The organism is uncultured Cyclobacterium sp. (genome assembly GCF_963976465.1).
GTDB lineage: Bacteria > Bacteroidota > Bacteroidia > Cytophagales > Cyclobacteriaceae > Cyclobacterium.
The window spans coordinates 1-25,862 of the sequence record NZ_CAXBOC010000011.1; the positions used below are offsets into that span (position 1 = coordinate 1).

Below are 25,862 nucleotides of genomic sequence, written 5' to 3' on the forward strand. Positions count from 1 at the left end.
ACTACATTATAAGTGCCTGCTTCTTGAAATAAATATTCAGGATCTGCCAATTCACTGGACCCTCCATCTCCAAAGTTCCAATTGTATATTAAATCCCCTGTACCTGTAGAAGAAGACCCATTGAAAGTTATTTCAAAAGGAGCTGATCCTTCCACTGCGGATGAGTTAATAATAGCAACAGGTGGTAAGTTAACAGCGGTTATTTCCTCAACCACAAAACCATTGATAGTGGCATTATTTTTACTGGCTTGAAGCATGATATTTAATTCTCCATCCCTATATTTTCAAAAACCAGTTCTGTAGGAGCATTATCATTTTCCACATACAGGTCGAAATTACTTTTAACCACTTCATCCTCTATGCTAATAGTATATACCCTCTGGCCTATTTCTGAATCCGGCCCGGAGTTCCCAAACCACAATTCATTATGGTAGGTTTTAACGGTGTAGATCCCATTTTCTAATGGTGCTGTGATCGTAAAGTTTTTACCTGATCTTTCTGTCAAGAACATTTCTGGATCGCCTGCTCCAAAATTATTCCAAGTGGCCGCATTGGTAAATGTTACTCCTGATTCGGGTTCGCCATCAAAATCTATCCCCATATAATTAGTAGATAAGCTGCTACCTGCATTTACACTAAGCGCGTAAGCCGTATTAGACATATTCTCTCCTACAACAATTTCAATTTCATCCGTTGAAATATTTCCATCTTCGTCCGTTACTGTAAGGTTTACTATATAGCTGCCATTCTCTGTATAGGTAAAAACCGGCTGCATTTCATTGGAAAAGGAATTGTTTCCAAAGTCCCATTCATAGGTTAGGTCACCGTTTCCGGTAGAATTACCTGCATTGAAGGTTACTTCTAAAGGAGCATTACCTTCCAGCGAACTGGCCTCTGCCAAAGCCACAGGGTAGGTAATCATTTGCTGTTGGGCTTCGATTGAAAAGCCGGATAAGTTTGCATTGTTGACGACTGCCACCATTTGAATATTCAATGTATCATCTTCAACATTAATATTTTCATGGATTAACTCAAGTGGTTGATATTCATTTTCAAGATACAAGTCAAAGTTTTCTCTGACCAACTCGCCTTCGATATAAATATTGTAAACCCTTTGATTAGCTCTTCCTTCGGGACCATCCTGACCAAACCACAATTCATTATGATAAGTTTTCACTGTATAAATCCCATTTTGAACAGGTACCGCATAGCTAAAGTTATTACCCCAACGCTCCGTCAAAAACAAAGGAGGATCACCGACAACATTGTTGCTATATGTATTGGACTCAGAATAGCTTACGCCGGCATAGTTTTCACCAAAAAATGATTCTGAATTGTAATCAACCGCAAGATTACTACCCGCATTAATGTTCAATTCAAATTCGGATGGTGCAAGTCCATTGACTGCAATTGAGTCTATAGCTACATCTCCAAAGACGCTAGATACAGTTAACTTAACATTGTATTCACCCGGTTCCTCGAAAATATGCGTTGGATTTTGATCAGAAGAAGTATTTCCATCTCCAAAGTCCCAAGCAAATGTAAAGTCTTGTGGTCTAGAAATTTCATTTTGAAAATTCACCTCTAAAGGCACTATACCACCAACCGTTGAAGATTCAATATTGGCAATAGGTATTGCTCCAATTTCTCCTTTGTTGACAATGGAAATTCCGGCAATCGAGGCATTGTTAACTTTTGCAAAAAGATTCAAATTCAATATTCCATCAGTTATTTGTATGTCTTCAAAAACCAGGGCAATCGGTTGGTTGCCATTTTCCACATACAAGTCAAAATTGGGTTTAACCAAATCATCCTCCAAAATAATGTCATATACTCGCCTTCCGGCTTCGTTTGGTCCACCATTTGGCATGCCAAACCATGTTTCAGTATGATAAGTAGTTACGGTATACACACCATTTGGCACCTCTATTTGATAAGCGATATTAGGGGCATACCTTTCCGATTTATACAATTCACTGCCAGATACGTTTTCATTCCTATAGACTTCTCCTCCATTATGAATTGAAGGTAGGTTAAGATCTCCCTGGTAGGCGTTACCTTCCAATTCTACATTTGCAGTAGATCCTGTATTATAAAATAAAGAAACTGCTTCAAAATTACCATCAGCCACTATTGGTACAATAACTTCCTCATCATTCCTTAAAGTTATGACCAGATTAGCTGTAGCTGAAAGGCTTTCCCCTGTAAAGTCGAGTGAGAAATTAAATACCTCACCTGCTTTTAAAAATACTTCACTAAGAAACTCACCATCTGTGACTTCGATATCTTCTGCATTTTCTCCGGTTATAGCCATTGATTTAATGTAGAGTCCTGTTTGACCGTTAGTAAGGGCCAAAGTAACTTCCTCTGGTTGACCTTTTTTAACCAGAATTGTTTCTGGCAAGATCAACTCGCTTTCTACTATAGGGTCGGTATTAGGGTCATCAAATCCAAAGTATTCCATGTTCCCAATATTCCCACCACCTTTTCGCGGAGAGCCTGCTACCACATATAACCCCTTGCCCGAAACAATACCTTGTGTACCATGACGACCAAAATTAAGAGTGTCAAGCGTTTCCCAGGTTTGGCTTAAAGGATCATACATTTCTGTGGTAGAAAGTGCTAATGGGTTTGTTGCCACTTCTCCTCCTGCCACGATCAACTTGCCAAGGTAATTGTTAACCATTGCTGCAGCTCTAGGAGTTGGCAAATCCAAACTATCCGGTAAAGTACTCCAGGTCTGTGAATTAAAATCATATACATCTACTTCCGGTAATACCGGAGCAAAAGTACCTTCAGGACCTCCGGACTGTCTGCCTGAAACAGCATACAATTTATTCCCTATGGTAGCAGCAAAGAAATGGTCTCTAGCCCTGGGTGCATCATCCAACACAGTCCATTCCCCTGTCTCAGGATCGTAACTATCAAAATAATTTACATAACCTCCATCATGTCCATCGGTATTTCCACCTACAATATAAAATTTACCTCTATATTCTACCAACCCGGCAGATCCTCTCCTCCTATTTTCAGGAATTTCCGGCCCTTCTATCCATATCTCGTTTATAGGATCAAACATCCAAATATTGGTTGCAGGGGTTTCATTTGGAAAGTCATTGGTATCAAATGCTCCAATTACCCATATAAGCCCCTGGTAATATACTGCCTGAAAATGGTTGAAACTGTATGGGTTAATATCTGTTAATGACCTCCAAGAATCATTTTCAATATCGTAAATATCAATGGTAGTAGAGCTTTCTCTACCTCCCATTAAGTAAAACTCATGACCGGCTTGAACAAAGCTTCCTTCATGCCTAGGGTGGTAAGATCTGTTCTCATTTTTTTCATGCCAAGATTGACTCGTCAACTCAGGACTAATGGTCCAATTAAAATTAAATGTAACAGCATCCGAATGAATTTCATCCTCATCATCAATAGTAACTGTGATCCTGTAAGGACTATTGGCCAATGCTCCCTCATCAATTGTACCATACAATGTACCATTGGTAGGTTCTAAAAAGATCCCCGGAGGCAGTCCGGTAGCATGATAGCTTAAATTTCCGTTTCCACCAGCAGCCTGAATATACATACTTCCATCGCTCTTATGCCCTGCGAAATTAATTTGATCTTCCACTTTGGTGAAAGTAATCGGTGTTTGTATAGGTTTTCCAAGGATTTCAATACCGTTAAAAAGTGGATTTTCCTTTTGCTTATCAAATCTGATATTCAATTCGCCATCCGTGACGTTTACCTGGTATTGTTGCATGCCCCCTACCTGGTGACCAAACCTTTCGATTATGTCAAAAGAGGTTTCTACTACTTCTCCTTCTATGCTAATTCCATAATATCTTTTGCCTAAAGTCGATGTTCCAATGTATCCATTACCTATGTAAAGATTTACTGCATATTGGCCATTTGGAAGGGGTATTGAATACTCCAAATTGGCATCCGTAGTATAACGTTCGGTACTAAATATTTGAACATATTCTTGGTCTGTAATATAGCTAGGGATGGACTCATGTCTGTTTTCCAATGGAAAGTCGTTGTTGTTCCCACTTTTGCCACTAGTTGCTTCAAAGAGCGAATTATTGACAGGTCCTTTGGCAAAATTTTCAACCCATGAAGGGCTACCATCCATGGTGTTTATAAGCTCTCCACCTCCATTTATTCTTAACAAGACCGTGAAATCTTGTTCTACCATTACTTCAAATGACTGCTCAATAATATATCCATTTTGGTCAGTTGCTCTTACTGTAATTAAAGAGGTAACTTCGTCCAGAGGGATATCTACTGAAAGCATTTGGTCTTCAACACTTGCTCCTACAACTGGATTGGTGTTTTCCGACACGGTAAAAGTCAAATTATTATCCCCATCATTATCTCCAAAATATTCCGTGAGGTCAATGACTACATCATCATCCCCCAAAAGCCGATTGATATCTTGTAATTCACGGATGTTATAAGGTTTTTCACCTACCACACGCATAAAGTTCCATACCCCAATAAAGCTTTTGGTGGGATCATTTGAAGTTCCAAATATACCAAAAGCCAAAGGTTGGTTAATATTTTGAATAGCATTAAGTATGGCTCCGGTGGCTTGAATTGTTCCAAGGGGCACCATTTCTTGATTGCTGTATTTATAAAATGGCTTTACTGTCCCAATTACCGGATCTACTTCAAAAGACAACTCTATAAGGGTGTTAGCACTAGGTCTTTCATTTTCTGGGATTGGTAAAAATAAAGGGTTAGGGTCTTCAACATCATTCACTTCTTGAGCGGCAAGCACTCCAGTTTCGTTAAAAACAAGCTTGATAAAATTGCTTTGGGTACCATCTCCTATTTGAATTCCTACTTCACCATCGCCATCAAAATCATAAAGTTGGCCCGGCGAAGATAAGCCTATCACTCCGGATGTAAGGACATAATTTCCAGTTTCAGTACCTACATTCACTCCGAGTTGAAAGCCCTTTTCTTGGGTATTAGCCATTCCATTGGCAGATCCACCTGTCATGGAAACCTGAATCGCTCCCGCAGTACCTCCATAGATGTCAGGAGGGCCCGGACTATCATTTCCTTTGTCCAGCCAATCCAACCAGTTTGGATTTGGATCTCCGTTGTTCATTAGACCGGTAAGACCAAGGCCTAAATAACCAAGCTCATCACCTGAAGCATCCGACTGATTGGTAAACAATTGATTTTCTAAAGGCAAATCTATGGAATAACCTATTTGAAATGCATCTAAGTGATCCAATATACCATCTCCATCATCATCTTCATCATTTAAGTTGGAAATTAAATCTTTGTCATAATCATTGGGAGCAGAACCTCCGGAACAATAATCCGTCCCATTGTCAATTTCATCTTGATTGGTATATCCATCGTGATCATAATCAGCCAAAGGATCAAACTCGGGATCATCTTCAGCAATGCAAAATATATCATCCGCGGGAGTCAACACCATTATTCTATTATCAAATGTAGCTGCCCAAATTGTTCCTGGATAAGAGGTGTTGTCTCCATTTGTAGTAATGCCCAATGCATTGCCACCATTTAGATTCCATTTGTTAAATTCAGCTTCTTTTAAAGTCCCATCTTCATTGAGGTGGATCAAATGTAAAACGCCACCATTTTTACCAACAATTAAGGCTCCCTTTAGCGCCCCATCAAAGTTGCTGGCAGTATATTCATCAATCCCATTGGAATTGTTAGGCACCACGGTAAGAATATTTGGTTGTGGACCGTTTGAATTGGTAAGGGTAGGTGAAATATAGTCAGCCTCTGCATCATTGGCTAAAGCCTGTGGTACCGGAGGCCAATTTACTGGGAGTGAATTGGCTGCATAATCTTCAAATCCCGGCTGTCCGGGTTCAATTGGCTCTAATATTTGAGTTCTAAACTTATCTGTTGGCGTAACGGTTGGAGTTATATTGGTAAAATTCTTATCATCACCTACGAATTTCGTATAAAGTCCTGCCCCTCCGGGAGTAAAAGGAAAAGCACTGCCCGCTTGATAAGGTTGCCCGGGATTCGCCCTGATTGGTGCTGGGTGCCCACCGTAAAAAGTGCCGTTAGTATAATTTTCCAAATCATTTGTGATCATTAGTAAGTGATCCTGATTGTCAACAAACTCTCCCGTTGACGTTGGGTTTAATGGACTTGCTCCCGGTTCTGCAGCATCATAGGCATTGGAAACCAAAGAAGGGTCTCCTTCGTTTGCAGGCATTCCACCCCAGTTAATATTGGCACCATTATCCGTCAGGTATACCCTCTTATTCTCTGTTACTACAAGGTCGTAAGAATTTCTGAATCCGGGCGAAAAAATTTGAACAGGACCATCTATGGTCACCATTCCCATATTTAGTCCATCATTCCCTCCAAAAGGGTCATTTACATCTACCCCATCATAAGCCGGATCATTGGGATCATAAATACCATTTACATTGGCTCTTGTTGGATCATCTAATGTCGGCACATCATATTTATAAGGCCTATTAGAATGGCTATCAAACTTAGTAGGAAGAGCTTCTAAAGCATCTAAATCTATTTTTAATACTGAACCTGCCAAAGCATATTCAGATATATAGGTGAAATTTTTGGAAGGAGAACCGGCATTTGTAAACCCCCCATTACTGATTAATAGATAAGGTTTCCCTCCAATGCTTGTATATTCTATGCCATTAATGGAATGATTTTCTTCCGATCTGGCAAGGCCTCGCACCAAATCAATTACCTCCCATTCTGTACCTGTCCAGCTCAACTTGGTAACCGTGATACCAGTAATTTGTCTCCCATATCTATTATCAAATGCCAAAAAGCCGTGGTCATCGTAATTAGGAATATCTTTAACACCTAGCAAAACTTCTTCTCCCACCACATCGTACTGATTGGGACCTTCTTTCGAAATGGTATAAATTTTGATTTCACCTTTTAATTGAGCTACGTAAAGTCTTTCATCAGGACCAAATTCCAAAGATGTTCCTAATTTGATCTCTTCAAACTCATTGAAATTTAATGCTGTTTGATTAAAGCTTATCGTTTGACCAAACAATACTCCTGAACTACCTAAACCGATCAAAATTACGATAAAAAACAATTTAACCGGAATATTTACCCGCTTTTCCATTATAAATAAAATTAAATATTATAAAACTGCCTAAATAGAAAAATATAAAAATTTTCAACTGTTTAACTAATACAATATTAATCATTTAAGTTATAAAATCAAACTTGAAAAGCATTTTAAATTGTTTCAAATACATTTTTAAAGCTTTATTTATTTTAATTAACTTGATATTTATAAAGATGGTCAATTAATTATTTTAATGGCTACTTTTGTACCCATCTATGAAGCAACAAAAGAGCTTTTTTATTTTGGTACTGATTCTTGGTGCTTTGAGCACCATTAGCCCATTCTCTGTGGACATGTACTTGCCTGCCTTTCCCGCTATTGCTAAAAGTTTGTCAACGAGTATATCCAAGGTTCAATTGTCATTGACGAGTTACTTGATAGGTATTGCCATAGGCCAATTATTTTATGGCCCTTTATTGGATAAGTTTGGAAGAAAAAAACCATTATATATTGGCCTTTGGATTTATGTTGCTGCATCCATTGGTTGTTCATTTACAAATTCTGTAGAATCATTGATACTAATGCGATTTATGCAGGCAGTCGGAGGCTGTGTAGGAATGGTGGCAGCGCAAGCACTTGTTAGGGATATTTTTCCGGTAAATAAAATTGCCCAAGCTTTTGCTTTGCTCACATTGGTCATTGCGGTATCCCCTATGGTTGCACCTACTTTAGGTGGCTATATTACGGCTCATTTTCATTGGCACTGGTTATTTATAATTTTAGCTATTATCTGTTCACTTCTTATATTGGCTTGTAAATGGCAACTTCCTGATGGAGCGGCTCCTGATGAAGGCATTTCATTAAAACCTAAAGCTGTTGCTACCAAATACATCGAGGTATTAAAAAATAAAAAATTTCTTACCTATATTTTAGTAGGTGGAATTGCAGGTGCAGCACCTTTTGCATATATAGCAGGCTCTTCAGATGTATTTATAAACATATATGGATTATCTGTAACTGAGTATGGTTGGTTATTTGCTTTTTTATCCGTTGCTATGATTGGTGCGACACAGTTAAACCATATATTATTAAATTATTTTAGCAATAGAAATATAGTCGTTACAGCTTTATGTTATCAGCTAGTAATTGGTATTGTTATGATATTAGGCGTGTGGTCAAATGCTTTGAACGTTTACTTCCTAATTGGATTGATGTTTATATTTTTAACAGGGCACGGTTTAAGTGTACCTAATTCTGCAGCCATCTCTTTGGCTCCTTTTGATAAAGATGCAGGAAGTGCAGCTGCTATGATGGGCTTTATGCGAATGGCTATAGGCGGTATTGTATCTGCTTTGGTAAGTTTATTCCATAATGGCACCGCCATACCAATGGTTTTTTTAATGGCCTCTTGTATACTAATTGCAGGTTTGGTATTACTTTCCTATCTCTACGCTACAGGAGAGTTAAAATTTATGCTTAAAAGAAAAGATCAATAGTGGGCAAATGGACATATAATAGGTGATACCCGAATAATTTTTTAACTTTGCACTTTCTTAAAATAACGCTAGGCAAATAGAATGATTTCAGTAGATAATTTATCCCTAAAATTCGGCAAGAGAACCCTGTTCGAAGAAGTTAATTTAAAGTTTACACCAGGAAACTGTTTTGGCGTTATCGGAGCTAATGGTGCTGGTAAGTCAACTTTTTTGAAGATTCTTACAGGAGAAATAGATAGTACAACGGGTAGTGTAAATATTACTCCCGGCCAAAGAATGGCAGTATTGTCCCAAGATCACTTTGCCTTCCAGGATGAAGAAGTGCTTAGAACAGTTATAATGGGTCACAAGCATCTTTTTAATATCATGAATGAAAAGGATGCTATCTATATGAAGGAAGACTTTAGTGAAGCTGATGGAATTAAGGCTGCAGAACTAGAGGCTGAATTTGCAGAAATGGACGGTTGGAATGCAGAAAGTGATGCTGCTGCACTACTTTCAGGACTAGGAGTTACCGAAAGTTTGCATGGTAAACTGATGAAAGACCTTTCAGGTGATCAAAAAGTAAGGGTTTTATTGGCTCAGGCACTATTTGGTAATCCCGATATCCTTATTCTGGATGAACCTACCAATGACTTGGACGCAGAAACCATTGGTTGGTTAGAAGACTTTCTTGTAAATTTTAAAAACCTGGTAATCGTGGTATCTCATGATAGGCACTTTTTGGATGTGGTGGCTACCCATATTGTGGATATTGATTTTGGCAAAATCAATATATTCTCCGGAAACTATACCTTCTGGTATGAGTCCTCTCAACTTGCTGCCAAACAAAAAGCCGATCAAAACAAAAAGGCAGAAGACAAACGTAAAGAGCTTCAATCTTTTATCGAGCGTTTTTCTGCCAACGTTGCAAAATCAAAGCAAGCGACCGCTAGAAAAAAGATGTTGGAAAAATTAAATGTGGATGAAATCAAACCATCTACAAGAAAATACCCCGGCATTATTTTTAAACCTGAACGTGAAGCAGGGGATCAAATCTTACTTTCAGAAGAACTCGAACTAAAAAATGATGGCACTACCTACTTTACCGACCTTAACCTTATGGTTGATAAAGGAGATAAGATTGCCTTCCTTTCAAGAACCAAACAGGCCGTAACAAAGTTTTTCCAAACAATTATGGGAGAAATCCCTGTTCAGTCAGGAAGTTTCAAATGGGGAGTAACCATCAATAAGGCCTATATGCCCAATGATAATTCTCCTTATTTTGATTCCGACCTCAAACTGATCGACTGGCTCAGTCAATATTCAGAAAATCAGGAAGAAGCCTATGTACGTACATTTTTGGGAAGGATGCTATTTACAGGGGAAGAATCATTTAAAAAGGCATCTGTTCTTTCCGGAGGTGAAAAAGTTAGGTGTATGCTTTCCAGAATGATGCTTCAAAACCCAAATTTATTGGTTTTAGATGAACCGACCAATCACCTTGATTTGGAATCGATTCATGCGCTAAACAATGCCATGATTGATTTTAGCGGAACAGTGTTGTTTAGCTCCTATGATCATGCCTTTGTGCAGTCAGTGGCCAATAGAATAATTGAATTTACACCAACAGGCACCATCGACCGAAGAATGGATTATGAGTCTTATTTAGAAAGTGAGGAAATTAAAGCCTTAAGGGACAAAATGTACAAGACTACTTAATAGGAGTAGTAGAAGTAAAAAAAGCTGTGGAAATAATTTCCACAGCTTTTTTTTATTATACGGTAACACCTGTGGTACCGCCACCTTTTAAGGTTAGTTCTACAGGAGAATTTGTTTCCCATGATCCGGCAGTAAAGTCAGGTACATCAATAGAATTGGATCTATTGGCTACTGACCATTCACTCAATGGGCCAATTGCACTCCACAATGCTCCATCGTAAACATCTTGGTCAAGAGGTAGACCATTTCTAATGCAATCGATCATTCGCCAATCCATCATAAAGTCCATGCCTCCATGTCCTCCAATTTGCTTGGCCATTTCTCCTACTTTTTTAACAATTTCCGGTGTATATTTTTCTTCAAGAGCCTTCATTTCATCAGCTTTTAACCAACCTTCATGCCCAGTAGAAATTCCCGGAACAGGATATTTACTTGCCGCACCTTTGGTACCACTGAGCAAGTGAATCCTAGAATAGGGGCGCGGAGAACTCACATCATGCTGAATCATAATGGATTTTCCCTTTTTAGTTTTCACCATGGTGGTATTCATATTGCCTCTATAACTTTTTGTGGCAAAAGAGTTATAGAAATTATCTGTCTCAGCTAATTTTTGTGCATGTGCTTTCATCAGGAAATCATTGCTGGAAAGGGATGTCAAATAATCCATCTGATCTCCCCTATTGATATTCATGGCCTGACATACTGGTCCCAACCCATGAGTAGGATACAGGTTACCATTTCTGAAATTCTCTTTCAAACGCCACATGTCCTGGTAGCCGGTTTTACTAAAATTCAATCCCAATAAGTCGTGAATATAAGCCCCTTCTCCATGAAAAACATCACCAAAGAAACCATCTCTAGCCATATTGAGCGTCATCAATTCAAAAAAGTCATAACAGCAATTCTCCATCATCATGCAATGCTTCTTGGTACGCTCTGAAGTCTCAACCAATTGCCAGCATTCTTCTAAAGTAACCGCAATAGGCACCTCACTACAGGCATGTTTTCCTGCCTCCATGGCATAAACAGCCATCGGTGTATGCCATTCCCATGGTGTAGCAATATAAATCAAATCCAGATCATCCCTGTCCACCATTTTCTTCCAGGCATAAGCAGAACCACTGTAAGTTTCTGGTTTATGTGATGTACCTTCCAAAGATTTCACCACTTTGTCTACCATCTCAGGTCTTAGGTCACAAAGAGCTTTAATTTCAACTCCTTCAATTTTACTCAACCTGTTCACAGCACCCGGTCCTCTACTTCCTAAACCAACGATCCCAACTCTCACCACTTCCAATTTAGGGGCGGCGTAACCTGACATATTAAACCTTTGGGCATGTTTTTTCTTGCTTTGGGCAAGTACTTGCTCCTGTTCTTCTAGCGACAAACCTTTAAATCCAGTTCCCACAACTCCTAATCCGGCAAGGCCGGAGAGCTTCAAAAACTCTCTCCTATTATTACTCATAAGCACATTTATTTTTAGTTGATTCCTTAAAATTATATTTAAATTCAAATTTTTTATCAGATTCTAAAAAACAATTTCTTTTTGTATAGAAAATAACACAAATACCACATTATGGCCAATGTGAAAACTCCATTCAACAGGACAAGCACATTTTCGGGAAAACCTAGAGGCTCCAAAAATCCGTAATTGAAAACACGAACCGCATCATAAAGCCAATTGTGCCCTAGTAAATTGGCAAATAAATAGATGAATATGGAATTCATTCCTACAACAATAAACATAAAAGGCCATTGATTGACTTTTTTCACATCGATAAGCCAAAAAAAGAATGCCAATACAAGGATGGCCCATCCACCAGAAGCAAGCACAAATGAACTTGTACATATCCTTTTAATAATAGGCGTAATTCCTGACCAATCCAAAGCATAGCCAAAGGCCAATCCAATCAAACCTGCCCACACCAAATATTTAATTTTTAAATTATTGTCCCTGCTACTTAATAGAATTTTCCCACACATTGCTCCCCAAAGCGTGTGCGCAGCTGTTGGCAGACAATTGATGGCTACCCATCCACCTCCGCTTAATTTTCCCATCAAAATTAAATCAATATAAGACCCGAAGTTTTCTCCTTTTACGAAGGGGGCTGAAGGATCAAATAATCTATACAACAATTCTGTGATAAGCAATAAGGCAATGGAAACTGAAAGTTGGATTTTTAAGGGTTGATTAATAAGAAAATAAGTCAATAAAATGGTAAATGACAATTGGGTAAGCACATTCCATAACTCAAATACCAAGGTCCCGGAACGTAAGCAGTGTAAGCCGGTGCCAAAAAGAAAAAGTAAGCAACACCTCTTAAGAATATGCCGGGTCACTTCACTCCTATCCCCTTGTTTTTCCAATCTTTTGTTCAATGAAAATGGCATGGCAACACCTACTATAAACATAAAGAAGGGCTGAATTAAATCCCAAAACCTTAATCCATTCCAAGGATGGTGTGTGAATTGGGTGAAAGTCATTTGCCAAAAGCTAGCGTAAGGAAATAACCCTTCAAATGCACCATACAACCTGGCTGATTCTCCTACCAACAAAAACATGGTAATACCTCTGTAGGCATCCAAAGAGACTAATCGTTTGTCATTGGCTTCTTGTAAAGAGGTCATTTATAGTAAGGGGAACAGGTAAAGCTTGTTAATCCAAAACATCTAATATTTCAAATATAAGTTATCATGATTCAGGTTCAAATAGAACATCCTATAAATTATATGATTGGTCAAAGTTAGATATTAAAATTTTTTACTTTGTTTGCACTCAAACCAAAAATTAGTTGATAAATAAATATTTAAAATAGAATAAAAATCATAATATATATTATCATTATATTTTGGTCTGGGGATGGATGCTATTCTAATCTGGAAATTATACCCTTGTCCCTGCCGGTTTTATTCTAGAATTTCTTTCACAATGGAATAATACCCCCTGGCATGCTGATCCATGCCCAAATCAGTAGGATGTGTTCCGTCAACTGTACCTTCCATGCCAAGTCCAATTTCATCTTTTTCAAGGTAATAGAGCTCTTCAATCCCTTCAGCAAGTAAAAGCTTATAGGCATTTTTGGATAAAATATTTCTAGATTGATAGGCTGCCTTTCTTTCATTGTTAACCCATTCGTCCGTATATCCGGCATGTTCCACCAACAAAATTGGTGTACCCGGTTTTTTTTCCTTTAAAGTACGCACTGCAGCTACAATTCTTTTGGTAACCTCTTCCTCAGTAAAGGTATTTCTAACCAGGTTGGGCAAACAATCCAAAACATATAGGCTACTATTAATTGAGGTCATGTATTCAATAAGCGGGGTTTCCAACAACCCATTTCCCGAAAAACCAAGATTGATCAGTGGCTTATTTATCATTCGCTCCAATATCGCTGTCCATGCCATACCGGGCCTTGAAGCACATCCGCCTTGAGCAATGGAAGTTCCATACACCACTACCGGAAGTTCCTCCTTTGAAGCATTGATAAAACTAAATGCTGATTCTTTATCCACGCCTATTTCTAGAAAAGTTACCTCATTGTACAAGGGAAGGTAAAGGTCAAAATTTTTGGAGGTGATTTGGTCTGCCTTAAGTGGAAAGGTATATTGAATGGTATCGCCAAATGAGTAACTTCCTCTTACCCAAATCCAGTCTCTTTGATCATGAATATAAAGATCCAGCCCGCTTACCCCTGTGGCCGGCATATGTGGCATGGATTGTCTTGCCGAAACCACATACCTAACTTTAATTTCCTGTGCATCCGTATTAAACTTTAGTTTCACTCCTGCTGCATGTCGAGATAAATTCCAAACTGCTTTACGAACTTTGCTTTCGGCATCATCGGGTAGTCTATGATAATCTAGGCCAGACCAACCCTGACCATGTATCCCATTACGTTCAGGTAATTCCAGTGGGTTTATCCACCTTAAATCCTCCTGAGCTTGTAATAATGAGAAATGACAAAATATAAAGGCCAATGCCAAAATCATTCTTAGCTGCATACTAATAAAATTTAAGAAATTATTTTTTAGGAAAGTTTAAGCAACTAATTTAGAAAAATTAAGAAGATAAAAACCTAAAAAATTCAATTAACTGTGAACCGAATTTTATATACTAGCCTGATTTTAGGCCTTTTCCTTTGCCATTTAACACTGGCACAACAAAAAAGCACCTCCAAAAAACCAAATGTAATTGTCATCCTTACAGACGATCAAGGCTACAAAGATCTTGGAAGTTTTGGAGCCAAAGACCTGGTTACAACGAATATTGATAGATTGGCTGAGGAAGGTGTAAAGTTCACCCAGTTTTATGCAGCAGCACCGGTTTGTTCCCCCTCCAGGGCAGCACTTATGACCGGCAAGTATAATTTTAATGCGGGGCTATTCGGTAACGTTTCGCCCCCGCATTCAGACCCGGAAGGGAAGTCAGGACTTCCTACTGAGGAAATTACCATGGCCGAGTTGTTCAAATCAAATGGCTATCGTACAGGTTTAATTGGCAAATGGCATCTGGGGCATACTCCTGAAAAATTACCCAATGGACAAGGATTTGATTATTTCTTTGGCCATCAAAGAGGCTGTATAGATAATTTTTCACATTTCTTTTATTGGCATGGCCCAAACCTACATGATTTATACAGAAACGAGACAGAAATATACAGACCAGGAGAGTTTTTCGGTGACCTCATGGTACAAGAGATGAAACAATTTATTAGTGAAAAATCATCTCAACCATTTTTCACCTATTGGGCCATCAATATGCCCCATTACCCTTACCAGGGAGATCCTAAATGGCTCGACTATTATGCTGATTTAGAAAGTCCACGCAAGGAATATGCGGCTTTTGTATCTACAATTGATGAAATGGTAGGAGAAATCTACCACCACCTCAAAGCAATAGGTGAACTGGAAAACACCATTATTGTTTACCAGTCAGACCATGGCTATAGCGTAGAGGAGCGTGCATTTTTTGGAGGAGGCGATGCCGGAGCTTTGAATGGCGCAAAATTTAGTATGCTAGAGGGCGGCATAAGGGTACCGGCAATTATCAGATACCCTTCTGTGTTACCTAAAAATGAAGCCCGACATCATTGGGCCAATAGCATCGACTGGATGCCAACACTTGCTGATTTGACTGATATCAATATACCAGCAAGCCAAAAGATTGATGGAAAAAGCCTACTTCCATTAATTCTAGATGCCAAAGTACCAAGCCCGCATAAAACCATGTTTTGGGGTACAGGAAATCCCAAAAATAAAAAGCATGCATGGGCTGTCCGTAAAGGCCCTTGGAAATTATTAGGAAACCCTAATGATCCTACCGGTAAACTGACCTTTACCGAAACTGACAAGCTCTATTTGACTAATATTGAAATGGATTCAACAGAGCACCAGAATCTTGGCCAAAAATATCCCGAAAAAGTTGAAGAGTTGTCTAAAATGTATGAAAACTGGATCAATATTATAAAAAACGAAAAATTATAAGGAAAATATTTAATTTTTTTTCATTAAATAGTTCCCCCATCCCACTACTATAAATTTAAATAAAGCCTCCATTAAGCTTCTATTTAAAAAAATTAAAAGTTACACCAGTGTAGTTTTATAATTTTTTTACAAACAAAGGAGAGAAAATTAAATTCCAAGGAAAACCCTTCCACAATTTACAATTTTCTCTCCTATGTGTATCAAAATTGAATATTGTAAATCATCAATTTTATTCATTAATTTTCGAGATATCAATATTTAAATTATTTTTCGAAACATTATTCTGATATTTTATTATGTGTGGAATAGTAGCATACATTGGATCCAGGGAAGCTTATCCAATAATTTTAAAAGGTCTTCAACGACTTGAATACAGAGGATATGACAGCGCAGGGGTTGCTTTATTAGACAAAGAACTTGCTGTTTACAAAAAAATGGGAAAAGTGGCAGAGTTGGAATCCTCACTTATAGGAACCAATCTGCATGCCCAGTCAGGCATTGGTCACACCCGGTGGGCGACCCATGGTGAGCCTTCAGATAGGAATGCACACCCTCACCGTTCATCATCCGGTAAATTGGCAATGGTACACAATGGTATCATTGAAAACTTTGCCCCGATAAAAAAGGAATTATTACAAAAAGGATATGAATTTGAAAGTGATACAGATACAGAAGTATTGCTTCATTTCATCGACGATATTTATCAAAATGATGCCAATAACCTTGAAGAGGCTGTCCGAATAGCCCTTAAAAGAATTGTAGGTGCTTATGTTATTATATTGTTGGACCAGGACAATCCAGACACCCTCATTGCTGCACGAAAAGGAAGTCCACTCGTGATTGGCATAGGAAAAAATGAACATTTTTTAGCTTCTGATGCCTCTCCAATTATAGAATATACCAAGGAAGTGGTGTATATCAATGATTATGAGATGGCCATTGTTAAACCTGACGAATTAATTTTGAAAAACCCCGGCAATGAAAGGATAACACCTTTTATTACCAAACTTGATATGGAATTGGCAGCCATTGAAAAAGGCGGTTATGAACATTTTATGCTGAAAGAAATATTTGAGCAACCAACAGCTGTTTTTGACTGTCTGCGGGGAAGGTTGGATGCCAAAAAAGGTACGATTACGATGGGAGGCATTGATCAACATCTTGACCTATTGCGTGAAGCCAAACGGATAATCATTGTGGGATGTGGCACCTCATGGCATGCCGGGCTATTGGCTGAATATGTTTTGGAGGAACTTTGCAGGATTCCTGTAGAAGTGGAATATGCGTCGGAATTTAGGTATAGAAACCCGGTAATTAACCCAGGCGATGTCATTATTGCTGTATCCCAAAGTGGAGAAACAGCGGATACACTGGTGGCTTTGGAAAATGCCAAAAATAAGGGAGCCTTTATTTTTGGGGTGGTCAATGTAGTTGGATCAAGTATAGCCAGGCTATCCCAAGCCGGGGCCTATACGCATGCGGGCCCTGAAATTGGTGTAGCCTCTACCAAAGCTTTTACAGCCCAATTGACTGTACTTTATATGATTGCCATCAAGCTCGGTTATTCAAAAGGAACCTTATCTAAAGAAAGGTATCAGCATTTGATAAATGAATTGGCCATGGTTCCGGATAAAATTCAAGATGCATTAAACGAAGCCGCTTCAATTGAAAACTTAGCCAAAAAATACCAAGATGCTCGCGATTTTCTATTTTTGGGTAGAGGGTATAATTTTCCTATTGCCTTGGAAGGAGCGCTTAAATTAAAAGAAATAAGTTATATTCATGCAGAAGGATATCCTGCTGCTGAGATGAAGCATGGACCAATTGCTTTAGTAGAAGAGTCATTACCTGTTGTTTTCGTAGCAACAAGAGATATATATCATGAAAAATTAGTTAGCAACGCAAGGGAAATAAAGGCTAGAAAAGGCCAGGTTTTGGCGGTGATTACAGAAAATGACGACTTATTTGAAGAAATTGCTGACGATACCATTTCTGTTCCTGCAGCAGATGAATTGATCGCTCCTCTAATAAGTGTAGTTCCCTTACAACTACTGGCCTATTATACAGGACTTGCCAAAGGTCTGGATGTAGACAAACCCAGAAATTTAGCAAAATCTGTTACTGTTGAATAGACTATTTTTTGACTAGCAAATTGAATAATGAATAAAATAACACGCCACCCAATATCAACATTAGGTTACCAATTCATTGACCCTAAGTACCTTCCTGAAGGAGCCGATGAATATTACCTTCGGAATAAACAAAATAGAACCAAAACCTTATTTCGCAACCTCAATGCCAATGAAATTGAGCAATTGGTTCGCAATCAAAACCAAGCTGATGATTGGAATAAAATTTTTGTTTCCGACGCTTTCAATCCTGAGTTGGTAAAGAATTGCAAGTTTTTTGGACTGATTAGAATAGGAAAATTGGAACCCTTTTTCTTGGAATACCATAACCTTAGAATGCCTGTCGGTCTTTACAATAGCCATATCATAAGTTGTGATATTGGAGACAATGTAATCATTGACAATGTCAGTTATCTCTCCCATTATATTATCGGTAATGAGGCCATCCTGGTTAATGTCAATGAGATGTCCACTACCAGTCACGCAAAATTTGGCAATGGCATTGTAAAAGAGGGTGAAGAAGAAGAGGTTAGAATTTGGCTAGAACTCTGTAATGAAAATGGAGGTCGGAAGGTGGCTCCCTTTAGTGGAATGCTACCCGGAGACGCCTGGCTATGGTCCCGACACCGAACAGATACTGCATTTCAGTCCAAATTACTGGAATTTACCCAAAAAGAATTTGATGTAAAGCGTGGCTATTATGGCAAAGTTGGTGATCGTTGTATCATTAAAAATACCTTAATCATCAAGGATGTATGGTTTGGTTCGGATGCTTATATTAAAGGAGCAAATAAACTCAAAAACTTAACGATCCACTCTACACCGGATGCAAGCACCCAAATTGGTGAAGGCTGTGAGCTGGTCAATGGCATCGTTAGCGAGGGATGTACCGTTTTTTATGGCGTTAAGGCTGTACGATTTTTGATGGCTGCGCAAACTCAGCTTAAATATGGAGCCCGATTAATTAATAGTTATTTGGGTTCTAATGCAACGATTTCATGTTGTGAAGTTCTAAATTCTTTGATTTTCCCCTCCCATGAACAACACCATAACAATTCGTTTTTATGTGCAGCATTGGTCCAAGGTCAAAGCAATATGGCAGCCGGGGCGACCGTGGGATCCAACCACAACTCTAGAGGAGCAGATGGTGAAATCATTGCCGGAAGAGGTTTTTGGCCAGGGCTCTGCGTAAGTTTGAAACACAATTCACGTCTGGCAACATTTACCATAGTTGCGAAAGGTGATTACCCTGCAGAATTAGATATACCCATTCCTTTTTCATTGCTAAGCAATGATGTTACCAATGATGAGTTAGTGGTTATGCCGGCATACTGGTTTCAATATAACCTGTATGCATTGTCTAGAAATGCATGGAAATATAAAGCAAGGGACAAAAGAATAGAAAAATTTCAAAGATTGGAATTTGATTTTCTAGCTCCTGACAGCATGATGGAAGTGCTTGGCTCCATCGCTACTTTGGAGGAAATTTGTGGGGCAGCGTATTTTCAGAAATTCCCTTTAGAGGAAAATCCGTCTATTCAATCAATGCAAGAAAAAGGAAAGGAACTACTTAACTTAAATGATCCTCTTTTAAAAGAATTAAGCTATTTTGCTTCAGGTTGGGAAAATAGCAAAAGAAAAATCCGAGTAATCAAATTGACTGAGGCTTACTTGTTCTTCAAAAAAGTCATTCATTATTACCCGATTTACTGCTTGACGAAATACTATTCGGATACCAATTTAAAAGATGAAAAATTAATCAAAAAACTAACTTCGGAGCTTAAGCAACCGGAGCTATGGGTAAATCTTGGCGGTCAATTGGTGCCTAAATCAAGCATGGATCAATTGATTTCAGATGTAAAGAAAGATAAAATCAACTCTTGGAAAGAATTACACCTGTGTTATAAAAAGCTAGGAAATGAATATGAAGAGGCAAAAACCAAACATGCCTTTGCCATTTCATTTGCTGCGCAAGGCATCAGTTCCAATGAATTTACCAAAGAGAAACTAATTCAAATGCTGGAACAGGCGAAATCATTCAGACAATGGATGTCAGATAGCATTTATATTAGTAGAAAAAAAGATTATGACAACCCTTTTAGAAACATGGTTTATGCGGATGAAGCCGAAAGGGACCAAGTTTTAGGCGCCTTGGAAGACAATGGCTTTATCCAGTCAGAGAAAAAGGAAAGCAGGGAATTTATGGCGCAAATCGATCAATTCCTTACTGGTTTACAATAGTTTTTAAACTGCAATTGTTCAACTTTTAACAAGGATTAAAAAAGCTTTATCTCGTAGTTTTCTATGATCCCTCTTTAAAGAAGAAACACCGGAGTTTTGTTTACCAGCAATAAAATCCTTATGTATTCAATGCATAAGGATTTTTTATTTCCCATTAAAATTTCTTAAATTAATTAGCATTAAAAATTTGGTCTAAAACCATTGAAATTATGATAGGTAGTGCTATTTTTCAGGTGATTTTAATGGCAATTTCTTGGTTATTGATTACCTATTCAGCTATTGCTGAGCCTTGTCCCGATTTAACACTAAATCCTTCTTCCATCAATGAGAGCTATCTGGAAATCACATCTCCTGAAGGCACTCAGAAAATATCCTTACCGAAAATCATGGTTTTCCCAGAGGGGAAAGAGCGTATTTACTGTCTTTTACCGGACCTTTTGACTACCCAAAAGATCCCTATTATCGAATGGAATGAATTGGTACTTAAAAAAGGTTTAAATTCCTCTGATCATTGGCAAGGAGGAATAGACAGGGCAAACTTCCATCCTACCCCTTGTTTACCCCAACTGAAAACTGCACATTTTGCCAAGGGCGTCTCATCAGAAGATTTTAACTATACGGTACAAGGAAATAAAGTTACCTTACAAGGCAACATTTCTTTTGCAGCATTGGAAGGGGTAAGCATTCAATTAAACCTTAATATTATCGAACAAATAATACCCAGACCAAAAATAAATAATTTACAAGGAAAACTATATGGACCCTCGGGAGAGATGGAGGTTATTTCAGGAGAAGTAAGCTTCAAAAAAAACGATGATCTGCTAAGAGGTTCAGGCCTTGCCTCCTCACCTAATGGAAATCAAGGTTTTGAATTTTCAATCCCAAACTATAAAGGACAATCAGGAACATTCTTTGTTAATGAAGGAAATGAAAATTACCCCTCCTATTCCGCTTATCACATTGAAGGTAACCCAAATCAATCACTTGAAATTTTAAAATATAAAGTTCTTGCTGAACATTTAGATTTTAAATCTTTTTTTAATCCTTCTCCCTATAAAATTGATTCCTTAGATTTCAATGAAATGGTTTTAAAGGCTAAATTATCCAGCAATTCCATCTCCTTGGACCCAAAGCCAGCTCCCGTACTTATTCCTGTTTCCAGCGATACTTACCAGGAATATCAACCCAATATGATTGCTTTGCATGTACCTATTGGTAATAAGCTAATTAAGCCTGAGACCTGGCAGGAAGAATTAACCATAAAATTAAATTCCTTTCCAATCTGGAATTATGAAGTCAAGCAGATTTCATCTGATGACGATATAAATAAGTACGTTGTATCTAATAATATTTCCTCCGGATCTGGAAAAATAAAAAGCAATGCTTCCCTTACTTTAGAGCAAGTAAAAGAAATAAACAATGGTTTTAGTGAGATTTTTCAATCATTTGATAATGACCATGATACTTTGCAATTAAAGGAATCAATCCTAATGCTCTTTTCTAAAAACAACCTGCCTACCTCTGCTTCCAAGAAAGATGATTTTGAAGATTTTTTAATCACGACTGTCACTGAGTTTAGGAATAAAGAAAAAATAGCACTGGAAAGCCCTTCCCATCCTATTAATGACTTTGCTTCAAACAATCGCGAAAATTCATCCTATTTATTGTGGCTAGATAAAAATAAACATTTCCCAATAAAAAGAACCTTTGAATATGAGAATACAAAAATTCAAATTCACTATGGTGACAGTATTACCTTAATAGCCAATAATCCAATACAAGGTGAACAAACTTATTACCTTACCGATAATCCGGGATTATTTGACATTTTACAATTTCATGGAGCATTGCGATCCCTCCCTCTTGTTCAAGGACTGAAAGTTAATTTGGGATTTTTTGACCTTTCTGTGAAAAGCCAAATTATTACCATAAACAACAAACCAATAGAACGAAAATTAATAGTTCCTAAGGTTATTCAGGCTTCAATAAATGTTGAAGAAGAAATAATGGTAAAAGACCAACGAGCATTTAAAATATATGTTAAATTTGAAGGGTTAAATAATAATCTTTTTGTTGAAAGTCTGCAAAAAGAAAGTTCTGGTCATTATTACATGAGTATATCAAAGCCTCATCAACTCATAAAAGCCACTTACCAGGAAGGAATAATTTTAGAACAATAGATAATTACAATGCGTCATCATTTAAAAGCCCAAAGCCTCTGGAGTTTATGTTTTTTTACTTCAAGTTTAATTTTCTTCTTAGGTTCATGTAAAGGACCCGAAACTAAAGTCAATGAAGCAAGCGAAAACTTAGCCATTGAAAATGGTTATTTGGCCCATGAGGGCTTTAGAAGAAGCATGCTTTTTGTCCAAGCTTGGTTGCCTTATGCAGATAAGGAAAGTGGGTTGATCCCTCGAAATCTTAGGGAAAGTATCGACATCTGGAATGCTAAAGATGCGGCTGCTGATAATTATCCCTTTATGGTACTTACTTCTGCTATCTTGGAACCTACCTTATATAAAGGTAAGATGGCACAAATCCTACAAACAGAGATAGCATTAACCTCGAGACTTGACAGGCTACCTGACACCTATTCCTTTACAAAAAAGGGCTTTGATAGGGAGGAAATTGACAAGGATGAAATTATTTTTGGTGCCTCGGAATACATCAAAGATGGCCTTTTGCCTTTAACGGAGTACATAGGACATACGCCTTGGTCAGAAAGAATGATTGCATTAATTGATGATATATGGAAAAACGCCTCTTATGTTACTCCATTTGGTAACATTCCCTCTCTAAATGTGGAAGTAAACGGGGAATTACTTCAGGCTTTATCCCGTGTATATTGGATGACCGGAGAAGAAAAGTACTTAAATTGGGCAAAACGTTTAGGGGATTACTACCTATTAGGTGATCATCATCCTACAGATGATGTTGAGGTACTTCGACTAAGGGATCATGGATGTGAAATCGTTTCAGGTTTATGCGAACTCTATGTAGCAGTGGCCAATAGTGATCCGGAAAAAGCTACAGCGTACAAATCCCATATATACCGGATGTTGGATAGGATACTGGAAGTCGGCATAAATGAAGACGGCTTATTTTATAACCAGATTAACCCTCAAACCGGTGAAATTTTAGACGAAAGGATTGCAGATACTTGGGGTTATACCTATAATGCATACTATAGTGTATATCTTCAAGACCAGTACGGCCCCTACAAGGAAGCGGTTATGAAAGCCATGAAAAATCTTCACAATTATACCCATTATGATTGGGAAGATGGTAGTGCAGACGGTTATGCAGATGCCATCGAAAGTGCATTGAATCTTTATAATAGAGAGGCATTACCCGAGACCAAAGATTGGATTGACAGCGAAATTCAGCACATGTGGTCTTTACAGGATTCATCCTATAGAAAAAATACAGAAGCTTTTAGAAATACCGGAATAATTGAAGGCTGGCACGGAGATGGGAATTTTGCTAGAACCAGCATTATGTATTCATTATGGAAAAGTCAAGGGGTTACTGCCTCTCCATGGAAAGAAGAGCTATATCTAGGCGCTAGCCCTTTAGAGAATGGGATTTTAATAAGCATGGTAAGTGACGAAGATTGGGAAGGAAAAATCAAATTCGATCACCCAAGGCATCAAAGTGTATTTAAATTACCTTTAGATTACCCCCGGATCAACCAACTCCCTGAATGGTTTACGGTAGATAAGGATCAAAAATACAAGGTCACTTTCTCAAAAGGAGAATCTAGTCAAACTTACAGTGGAAAGGAATTGATGGAAGGCATCGAATTAAAGCTAGAAAAAGGGCATCAGGTATCATTCGTAGTTAGCCCTTTAGAATAATCACTAAAGTCAAGCTGTTGATATCTTTTCAGTAATTCAGTCAAGGACAGAGATAGGGGTATACTTTCTTCTAAATTCATTAATAAGGAGCTGCAGGCCATGTCTATAGGCATTTCAGAATGGCAAGAATCTCTTAGATAGTGTGTCATCTTAAGCACCATAAAACCGTCCATCCATTGCCAAAAGTTCTTGACAAATATATTTGCAGTCTTTGATTGACTAATCATGTCTTTCAGCCTATTTTCAAACCCTTGTTCAAGTAGAAATTGAAGTAAATGCTCAGGCAATTCCTCCAGGCCTTTTACGGTATAATACAAGTTTGGTACAAGCTTAAAGAATTGCTTCAATGAAATATAGGTTTCCGGATGGTAGGTATTTCTAATTTGAGCACCTGCATCCAAAAACTCTAATTGGGCTCTTCCTGTGCCGAATGGTACCCTGTCTGAGGATCGGGCCGAGGGATAGACCAGGGCCGGGAGATAGATAAATTGGCAGATCGGAAGAAGTTTATGCATAAAATAGAAATCCTCTCCTGCTTTTCTCCTATTCATTCCTCCTGATTTCGCATAAGCAGAAGCCCTTACCACCATGCATGAACCTACCGTATGTTTTGCGTTGGGATATCCTGACCATTTTAGTCCTTGGATATGATATCTCAAGTGAAGTTCATATTGCACAATGCCATTTTTAAGTTGTTCATCTTTTTCCTCCAAGAATAAGTGTTTAAATTGGTAATGTCCCAATTGGATCAAAGGATTTGAGAAGGCCTTTTCGGCTGCAATCAAATAATCTTTAGAAACCGTACAATCTGCATCCAAACAAATAATTGGTCCATCCTTTTTTGCCAAAGTCCACCTTTGTAAGGCTTCATCCATCCCAATCTTTCTTGCCAAACCGGCACCGGCAAACTTTTTAGGAAGGTTTTCTTCTTGAATAAGTTTAAGCCTGATTCTATTCTCGGCCAATTGTTTTTCCAGGCTTCTTATTTGTCTAATGGTTTGCCTGTTCATTTCCAAAACCTCTGGGGGAGCATTCTCCGGCGCATTGATGACAATAATTAATTCCACTTTTCCTTTGGGAGCAATACATTGACAAAGAGAGGCTAAAGTACATGAAATATCCGGCTCCTTGTAGGAAGGAATCACAACGATAAGCGAAAGTTCTTTGGCCGGTGATTCATCAAAATAAGGGTCATTGACATTGAATCTATGTTTATAATTGGCTGATACTTTAGCTATATCCTGAGACATTTTAGTATTATTTTAAATAGAAAAGGGAAGAAACACAAGCCCAAAATTGAAAAAGAAATGGTACATTTACTTCTTTAAGCCTAAAATTAATTGTAAAATATTTAGATATGAAATACGCCATTGACCTTAAAGTACCATCCTCACAGGAGTGGCTTAATGCGGTAATGCAAGATTTTGATACATTCTTACAAGATCATGCAGATTGTGAAAGAAAAGCTTCTGCCATGGCTACTTCATTGATTGCTAAATACCCGGATAGGGAAAAAATAATTCCGGAAATGATCGAGACAGCCATTGAAGAATTAGAGCATTTTCAGGAGGTTTTCGAGCTGATGCAAAGCAGAGGTGTTCCGCTAAATAAAGAAATGAAAGAGGACCTATATATCAAACAACTGATGCCTTTAACCCACGGAGGTACCAATGAAAGCCGTTTTTTGTCAAGGTTATTAATGGGTTCTATTGTGGAATGTAGAGGATGCGAAAGGTTTAAAATGGTCTCTGAAGCGCATGAAGATCCTGCCTTAAAAAAGTTTTACAAAAGCCTTTGGACCTCTGAGGCCAAACATGGTAATATTTTTGTGGAATTGGCTTTGCAATATTTTGATAAGGAAACTGTCTACAAAAGATTGCATGAA

Annotated in this window: 14 protein-coding genes; 8 read left to right on the forward strand and 6 right to left on the reverse strand. The window is 38.1% G+C overall.

The features are described from left to right. Nucleotides 1-257: PKD domain-containing protein (locus AAC037_RS01435; RefSeq protein ID WP_339901086.1), on the reverse strand; the 257-nt coding region annotated here is incomplete at its 3' end. A gap of 5 nt (nt 258-262) precedes the next feature. After that, entirely contained in the window at nt 263-7,123 is a 6,861-nt protein-coding gene (locus AAC037_RS01440) for a malectin domain-containing carbohydrate-binding protein (RefSeq protein WP_339901088.1), read from the reverse strand. A gap of 221 nt (nt 7,124-7,344) precedes the next feature. Between AAC037_RS01440 and AAC037_RS01445 the strand changes: the two genes are divergently transcribed. Both AAC037_RS01445 and AAC037_RS01450 read left to right on the forward strand, forming a co-directional pair. Beyond that, entirely contained in the window at nt 7,345-8,565 is a 1,221-nt protein-coding gene (locus tag AAC037_RS01445) for a multidrug effflux MFS transporter (RefSeq protein WP_339901090.1), read from the forward strand. Nucleotides 8,566-8,646: 81 nt separating this feature from the next. Beyond that, complete coding sequence (locus tag AAC037_RS01450) at nt 8,647-10,266, forward strand: ATP-binding cassette domain-containing protein (RefSeq protein ID WP_339901092.1); 1,620 nt, start codon at nt 8,647-8,649, stop codon at nt 10,264-10,266. Nucleotides 10,267-10,321: 55 nt separating this feature from the next. On the opposite strand, the gene AAC037_RS01455 is transcribed toward AAC037_RS01450, so the two are convergent. The 3 genes from AAC037_RS01455 to AAC037_RS01465 form a co-directional block, all read right to left on the reverse strand. Then, nucleotides 10,322-11,731, reverse strand: coding sequence for a Gfo/Idh/MocA family oxidoreductase (locus AAC037_RS01455; RefSeq protein WP_339901094.1), 1,410 nt, complete (start codon nt 11,729-11,731; stop codon nt 10,322-10,324). A gap of 56 nt (nt 11,732-11,787) precedes the next feature. Further along, nucleotides 11,788-12,894 (reverse strand): DUF5009 domain-containing protein, encoded by a 1,107-nt coding sequence (locus AAC037_RS01460; RefSeq protein WP_339901096.1) that lies wholly within the window; start codon nt 12,892-12,894, stop codon nt 11,788-11,790. Between the two features lie 279 nt (nt 12,895-13,173). Further along, nucleotides 13,174-14,268, reverse strand: coding sequence for an SGNH/GDSL hydrolase family protein (locus AAC037_RS01465; protein WP_339901098.1), 1,095 nt, complete (start codon nt 14,266-14,268; stop codon nt 13,174-13,176). Nucleotides 14,269-14,361: 93 nt separating this feature from the next. Between AAC037_RS01465 and AAC037_RS01470 the strand changes: the two genes are divergently transcribed. The 5 genes from AAC037_RS01470 to AAC037_RS01490 all read left to right on the forward strand — a co-directional run bounded on the left by AAC037_RS01470 (nt 14,362) and on the right by AAC037_RS01490 (nt 23,977). After that, nucleotides 14,362-15,750, forward strand: a complete 1,389-nt coding sequence (locus AAC037_RS01470) for a sulfatase-like hydrolase/transferase (protein ID WP_339901099.1) — start codon at nt 14,362-14,364, stop codon at nt 15,748-15,750. A 296-nt stretch (nt 15,751-16,046) separates the two neighbouring features. Next, on the forward strand, nt 16,047-17,882 hold the full coding sequence (gene glmS / locus AAC037_RS01475) for a glutamine--fructose-6-phosphate transaminase (isomerizing) (protein WP_339901101.1): 1,836 nt from the start codon (nt 16,047-16,049) through the stop codon (nt 17,880-17,882). A 27-nt stretch (nt 17,883-17,909) separates the two neighbouring features. Then, entirely contained in the window at nt 17,910-20,120 is a 2,211-nt protein-coding gene (locus tag AAC037_RS01480) for a DUF4954 family protein (RefSeq protein WP_339901103.1), read from the forward strand. Between the two features lie 209 nt (nt 20,121-20,329). Next, nucleotides 20,330-22,300, forward strand: coding sequence for a hypothetical protein (locus AAC037_RS01485; RefSeq protein WP_339901104.1), 1,971 nt, complete (start codon nt 20,330-20,332; stop codon nt 22,298-22,300). 9 nt (nt 22,301-22,309) lie between these two features. Then, nucleotides 22,310-23,977 (forward strand): hypothetical protein, encoded by a 1,668-nt coding sequence (locus AAC037_RS01490; protein ID WP_339901105.1) that lies wholly within the window; start codon nt 22,310-22,312, stop codon nt 23,975-23,977. Here AAC037_RS01490 and AAC037_RS01495 read toward each other — a convergent pair. After that, nucleotides 23,944-25,227: a family 2 glycosyl transferase gene (locus AAC037_RS01495; RefSeq protein WP_339901106.1), complete on the reverse strand. Its 1,284-nt coding sequence runs from the start codon at nt 25,225-25,227 to the stop codon at nt 23,944-23,946. The genes AAC037_RS01490 and AAC037_RS01495 overlap by 34 nt on opposite strands. A 107-nt stretch (nt 25,228-25,334) precedes the next feature. Here AAC037_RS01495 and AAC037_RS01500 point away from each other — a divergent pair. Continuing rightward, a partial coding sequence (locus AAC037_RS01500) for a tRNA-(ms[2]io[6]A)-hydroxylase (protein WP_339901107.1) occupies nt 25,335-25,862 on the forward strand: 528 nt, incomplete at its 3' end.